The organism is Acidithrix ferrooxidans (genome assembly GCF_000949295.1).
GTDB lineage: Bacteria > Actinomycetota > Acidimicrobiia > Acidimicrobiales > Acidimicrobiaceae > Acidithrix > Acidithrix ferrooxidans.
On record NZ_JXYS01000030.1, the window covers coordinates 21,822 to 27,821 of the forward strand.

Here is a 6,000-nt window from a genome sequence, read left to right on the forward strand (position 1 = left end):
TTCGTCAAAGTCCGATCAGGAAATTAATTCAAAGAACCGAAAGCCGCGAAGGTCAACTTTGCTGAACACTTTCGGTATATCTGAATTACTACCAATCGTACCGACCTATATACTCACTATTCTTGGTAAAGCGGTACCGTTGATCTCAGTGTTTTCTAATTCTGATAAACGGTATACTTACCAATACAAGAAGTTGAAAGCATAGATGAGAAACCGCCGTTCCAAATTTTTAGTGCGACGAATCCTGCTAGGAACGGCAATTTTATTAGTCGTTATCGCTAGCGGACTGTACGCCATAGGCAAATCCAACCAAACAGCGACCCAGAAGGCACTCACGTCCACCATAGTGCCGAGAACTACCACAACCACCGCAGTGCCCGCTACGACTACAACGGTTGATCCTGGGACACTACCACAGACCAGTGTCTTTCCTAGCACGAATAGCCGGCAATTTATTACCAAAATCGCCGATCTTTGGAATGCAATAACAACTGGCAACCCCACGTTGGCGCTGCCTTCATTTTTTCCTGAATCCGCTTACGTCTCGCTAAAGACAATCACGAATCCAGCTTCCGACTATCAAACCCGTCTTCTCGGTGCATTCAAACTTGACATCCTGGCTGCCCACAGTTACCTTGGTGCCAACGCATCGACAGCTCAATTTATTGGCATTGCAGTACCAAGTTGGAGCGCCAATTGGGTAACTCCTGGAAATTGCTACTCAAACACCGGATACTGGCATGTTGGAGACTCTCGATTACTTTATCGAGTTGGCAACTCCACATACTCAATTGGTATAGCATCTCTGATATCTTGGAGGGGCCAGTGGTACGTCGTCCATATGGGATCGGTAGCCTCAACCGGAGCAAGTGGCATAGTCAACAATCCAGCGCCTGGGGTAGGCGTATTTGGATACGCTGGGGTCTGCTAGCTAACCTAGGGCCCCCGTGTTGACCTTCATGCTTTGATCTTTCATCTCTTCATCTCGTGATCAAAATCTTCATAATCCCCCAAGTGCTGCAAAGATAAAACAGCCCGATAAAGAGCCTGACTTTCCCGCAACTCCCAAAGAGAGCTGAAATCTGGCTAAGGTAAAACGCACAGTTTGTTAAAGGCACCAAGGTGGATTTACGCCTCTAATCAGAGACACTTAAAACAATTTTCCCAAAGGATCACCGATGTTGAAGTTACCCGTGCCTAAAAGAGAGACCCCGATGGCTAAAATCAATCTGATGTCAAAATCACGTTATATAAAAAGGACGATAGCTCTTATTGCTCCCCCCCTAGTGGTTCATTCGCTACCGGCAACAACGTGGTTCTTCCCATTTACCCAACGTTTCTTTCCAGATCTAATGGGAGTCACAAAAGCAGGTCGCGCCATATTGACCTTTGACGACGGACCAGATCCAGTTTCAACCCCCAAAGTCCTCCAAATCCTAAAAGAGAACAACGTCCATGCGACGTTTTTCATGCTCGGGTCAATGGTGGAAGCGCACCCAAACTTAGCCCACGCTGTAGCCCAGGCCGGCCATGAAATCGCACTACATGGTTACGAACATCGAAATCACCTCTTTCGAAGCACACGAACGATAATATACGACTTGACAAAGGCCAAAGAGATCGTTGAGACCGCCACTGGAGTAAAGATCCGCTACTATCGACCCCCTTACGGTGTAATCTCCATTGGCACATTGATTGCAGCGAGAAAACTCGACTTAAAGATTCGGCTCTGGACAACGTGGGGAAGAGATTGGCGAGCAAGCGCCACCAGTGAATCGGTCATCTCCGATCTAATGAGACATGGAATTGGCGGCAGCACAATTCTCCTCCATGACTCAGATTGCACTTCAGCTCCTGGTAGCACATGGTCTACTATCGGTGGTCTTAAAAAGCTCATGGATTTCGCCAATTTGAACAAAATCGAACTAAGCCCGATAACAATAGATCAATAGATCGACTTTACGCTCACTACCAAGACGATAATGCCGCAGGCCAAACTCCTAGAAGTGCAAACTTGACTGGAGAGATACTTGGATATTACCCAAGTTCCAAAGGAGCCAAGCTTGCCGATGCAACAAAAGGAGAGACTTGTATCGGCACATTGCAGACTGGGATGCATAACTGCAAATTCAGGAACTTGGCACAACGGTTTGCCAGCCGATGTCGATAGATGTAGCACGAGAGCAAGAGCCTTAGCCCCATTTGGCAACGTCACTGTAAAACCATAACAAATCCAACCGTATTTGGCCCAGATGCCAAGGCAGTGGTTGGCGGCGGCGAAAAGAAGACTTCTACGACCCCATCATCACTCGTAAAGGACGGGCTAATCGCGCTAGTAACAGAAGAAGGCGTTACCGATTGTCCAAAAAACCAAAGCAATGGGTATCCGTAGCCCCAACACGGAGGGGCATTATTTGCGAGTGAATGAAGAACTATCTCGCTCGGGTTGCCGCATTTCCCTGACAGCTAATTGCCTTGGCTGTTGAAAAACAACTTGACTGACAGGTTCCAATTGAAGTGGTCGATGCGGTAGCTGTCGCAAAATTAGTAGTTGCACTCTCCGCTACTTTTGAAGTATCAGATAGCGACGGAGCCAACGCTGGGTTTGATCCGCAGCAGGCCAGAACTTAGTAGGGAGACGGGAGGGATCTTCCCCTCCCGCTCCCCTTTTATGTGACCAATAATTAGTATCAGCGGTTGTTGGGGTGAGGAAACTCCGAGAGTTCGTGCAGGATACTGGGATGTGAGCGCTCTTTTGGGTTTGTGGTACTCAGGATAACAATTCCAGCCCATCCCCTCGCGGAATGCGACTGAAGATACAGGTGGAGCGAGGGGGGGGGTGGAGTTGGCCGACACCGAGACCTTGTAGGGCGACGCTTTGGTTGATTACTATGGGGGCGTAGAGCATCACTGGAGCTGATGATGTTGTGGGGGCGACCGCGTAGTTGCGTTGTCGCTATCTATTAGGGCAAGCTAGAGAGGTCAGAATAAAAATGTACCAGAAGCAAATCAAAAAGGTAGAACAAGCTTGTGCCGAGCTAGTAGAAGCCGGCGCAGCCATAACCTTCGATGCAGTTGCCCGTCGAGCCCAGATCGGCCGCGCGACGCTGTATCGCCGACCCGAACTCCATGCAGTGGTCCATGAGCATTGCCAACGGGCTTTGGAGGTACTAACCCTTTCGGGGTTAGTCGCTCAAGTCGAGCAACTCCGTGTTGGTCTTGAAGCAATCGCCGCCATCCTTCGTCGTCACGAGGAGCTCCTACGCGCCGTTGCCCGCCAATCCGGAGAAAAAAACAGGGTAATAAAAACTAGGCGTGTATGGGAGATAGCTAAGTCCGGACTCGGATTAGCCGCATAACTCACAGAACCGTGCGTGAAAGTATCCCTTCATCCGGCTTCTCGCTCGCAACTGCTTTGTGTTAGCTCCTGCTCATTGCTGAGTTGGGTAGTCCATTGCAGTCCGTTCGCCTTTAGCCTTTGCTCAAAGTCTCATTACAAGAGCTTCATTGCTAATACACCCCAGTCCGCCCCGCTGCGTAGCATCCGGCACTCTTACCTTCGGCTTTTGGCCTCGGTGCACTCCCGCTCTCTCTGTTTCCAAAGGGACAGCCACACGACTGGTTCCTGAGTTCGATATGTGTTTCCAGCAACAGTATGAAAGCCCATACCACGCTCATGCCACCTTTACACGAGACACTTGCCTGGCCAGGAACGAGACAACCTGCCAAACTTATCCCAAGGATATGGGCCGACCTTGGTTCTGATGTCAACCATCTGGGTTTCGATGCGTCATCGGATGGTTCGCTTTCGCCCATCTTCGTAGTACTTACCCAACGGAGGTATCTCCGCCTTTTAACACAACGCTCGCCACCGGTGAGTGTCAAGATAGTTGGCACATTTGCTTAGTTTGAGATTAATGGTTTTCTGGCACCTTCGTGCCGCCAAAAGCTAGTTAATTTAGGTTCCTCATTGATCGACTTATCCGTGGCGAAATTTTGATCTAGTTGCCGACGACAAGTCGGCAACTAGATCAAATGACCACACTTGGGTCTGCCAATTTGGCTAACTAATTGACAATCCTAAATATCTTTGGGCTCATGAGATCGAAGCTGGATAACAAAATCGTCGCACTATCGTCACGCAACGGACCATTGGAGCTCGCAAATAGGAAACCTCCTGGCTGTGTTGATCGATGACGGACTTGTGGTGTGATTTATACCCACCTTCCCTCTGAGATCTCAGGCCTCTAGCTCTTTAGGAAGCTAACTGGGGTTATTGAGTTGTGGACGATCGCTACGCAAACGGTAATTGAAATGTGGAAAACGCTTCGCGTTTGCGCACAATCCAATAATCTTCGCCCACAGGCTCTTTCAACCTGCTACTACTACTAATTAAATTAAAGTCTCTAAGATCTTGAATCTCTTCGTGTTGGGTCAATCGACTTAGAACTACGCAGATAATGTAGAACTTAGGATGGATTTATCCCTTGGAGGTGTAGTCCAGGTTCTCGCCAGGTGGACTCCAGTCTCTCACTTTAGAGTTGATCCACCTCTTTGGATTGAGTTCCTTTGTCGTTTCGTAGAGTTTCTGTCGCATCGAGAGTACTTCGAGATGGTTTCCTTCATGAACATCATGGGGAGTAACGAACTTTAGACCACTATGTCGGTGGTGGTAGTTGTAGTAGTTGACAAACTTCTCCACCCAGGTCCGACTATCTCTAAGGTTTTCAAATCCTCCATATGGATAACCAGGCCAGTACTTGGTAGTGCGAAAGAGCGACTCTATGTGGGGGTTATCATCAGAAACCCGAGGTCGTGAGTTCGAGGTAGTGATCCCCATTTTGTAGCAAAGCTCTAATAGAGAAGATCCCTTCATAGGAGATCCATTGTCGCTATGTAAGATTTTAGGAGCTCTTCCTCCTTCTAGGAGAGTTGCTCTTACAACTACATCGGCAAGTTGCTGAGATGATTCGCATCCGTATACTTCATATCCAACTATCTTTCTCGAATAAAGGTCCATTACGAAGTACAGGTAGTAAAAAACTCCATGTACCGGTCCACGCAGCCAGGATATATCTGTGACCCAAATTTCAAAGGGAGCATTTGCCAAATGACTAGGAGTATCACGTTTAACTGCTGTTTTGGCTCTACCTCTATGGTTGTTTTGCTTGTGGTCACGAAGAATTCGATAAAAGGTAGATTCCGATCCGAGATAGATTCCCTTATCGGCCAAGGCTGGAACTACTTGACTTGGAGGAAGTGACGAGAACTCCTCCTTATGCATGGTATCTAAGATCTCTTGACGTTCAGATTCATCTAGTGTCCCCTCTCATAATTTCCCTGAAACTGAGGAATTAATCCCTTCTAAGGTTGTTCTCCTTGGTAAGGACATAACCTTGCAAGGGAGAACGATGCAAAGTCACACCATTTCAGAGGAGCCAAACATTGATGCCAACCAGAGCAAGCCGCCCAAGAAGAGATCTGGACGACAAGCTTCGGTGGTTCCGCTCAGTCCCAAAGAACGTAGCGAATTAGAAGCAGTGGTAAGAAAGTCCACAGCTCCCATAGGACAGGTGGCAAGGGCCAGCATTGCCCTATGGAGTAACGAAGGGGTTGGAACCAACGAGATCGCGCAAAGACTTCAGATATCTACAGAGACGGTATGCAAATGGAAGCGGCGTTTTATCAACTACGGAGTGGAACTTCTCGATGACGCACCGAGAAGTGGAAAACCGAGAAGCATTGATGACGAAAAGATCGCCGAGATTCTAAGGATCACTTTGGAAGAAGAGCCCCCAGCTTGCTACCCAGTGGTCGACGTCTTCAATGTCCAAGCGGATCGGGGTATCACCAGCGAGCATCTCACGTATCTGGAGAACCTTTGGCCTCAAGCCCCATGTCTTGGGATACTTCAACATCAGTACCGATCCGGCCTTTACCGAAAAGGTCCGCGACATAACTGGGATCTATCTCAATCCCCCTGATGCTGCACTGGTACTA

5 protein-coding genes are annotated in these 6,000 nt (G+C 48.4%); 4 read left to right on the top strand and 1 reads right to left on the bottom strand.

Translation table 11 applies throughout. The features are described 5' to 3' along the window. Nucleotides 1-205 precede the first annotated feature (205 nt). From AXFE_RS06685 to AXFE_RS06700, 3 genes are all read left to right on the top strand, one after another. On the top strand, nucleotides 206-931 hold the full coding sequence (locus tag AXFE_RS06685) for a hypothetical protein (RefSeq protein ID WP_152625912.1): 726 nt from the start codon (nucleotides 206-208) through the stop codon (nucleotides 929-931). Between the two features lie 283 nt (nucleotides 932-1,214). Beyond that, the gene (locus tag AXFE_RS06690; protein ID WP_160291756.1) at nucleotides 1,215-1,952 is read left to right on the top strand and encodes a polysaccharide deacetylase family protein; all 738 of its coding nucleotides are present in this window, start codon (nucleotides 1,215-1,217) and stop codon (nucleotides 1,950-1,952) included. Between the two features lie 1,041 nt (nucleotides 1,953-2,993). Next, on the top strand, nucleotides 2,994-3,359 hold the full coding sequence (locus tag AXFE_RS06700; RefSeq protein WP_200891206.1) for a hypothetical protein: 366 nt from the start codon (nucleotides 2,994-2,996) through the stop codon (nucleotides 3,357-3,359). A gap of 1,121 nt (nucleotides 3,360-4,480) precedes the next feature. On the opposite strand, the gene AXFE_RS06705 is transcribed toward AXFE_RS06700, so the two are convergent. Next, entirely contained in the window at nucleotides 4,481-5,284 is an 804-nt protein-coding gene (locus AXFE_RS06705; protein WP_052605125.1) for an IS3 family transposase, read from the bottom strand. Nucleotides 5,285-5,411: 127 nt separating this feature from the next. On the opposite strand from AXFE_RS06705, the gene AXFE_RS06710 reads away from it, so the two are divergent. Further along, the gene (locus tag AXFE_RS06710; RefSeq protein ID WP_052605126.1) at nucleotides 5,412-5,984 is read left to right on the top strand and encodes a helix-turn-helix domain-containing protein; all 573 of its coding nucleotides are present in this window, start codon (nucleotides 5,412-5,414) and stop codon (nucleotides 5,982-5,984) included. Nucleotides 5,985-6,000 lie beyond the last annotated feature (16 nt).

What these genes read in the sequence shown, in the direction of transcription:
- AXFE_RS06690 (WP_160291756.1), top strand. Translation starts at nt 1,215, where the DNA reads ATGGCTAAAATCAATCTGATGTCAAAATCACGTTATATAAAAAGGACG.
- AXFE_RS06685 (WP_152625912.1), top strand. Translation starts at nt 206, where the DNA reads ATGAGAAACCGCCGTTCCAAATTTTTAGTGCGACGAATCCTGCTAGGA.
- AXFE_RS06710 (WP_052605126.1), top strand. Translation starts at nt 5,412, where the DNA reads ATGCAAAGTCACACCATTTCAGAGGAGCCAAACATTGATGCCAACCAG.
- AXFE_RS06700 (WP_200891206.1), top strand. Translation starts at nt 2,994, where the DNA reads ATGTACCAGAAGCAAATCAAAAAGGTAGAACAAGCTTGTGCCGAGCTA.
- AXFE_RS06705 (WP_052605125.1), bottom strand. Translation starts at nt 5,284, where the DNA reads ATGCATAAGGAGGAGTTCTCGTCACTTCCTCCAAGTCAAGTAGTTCCA.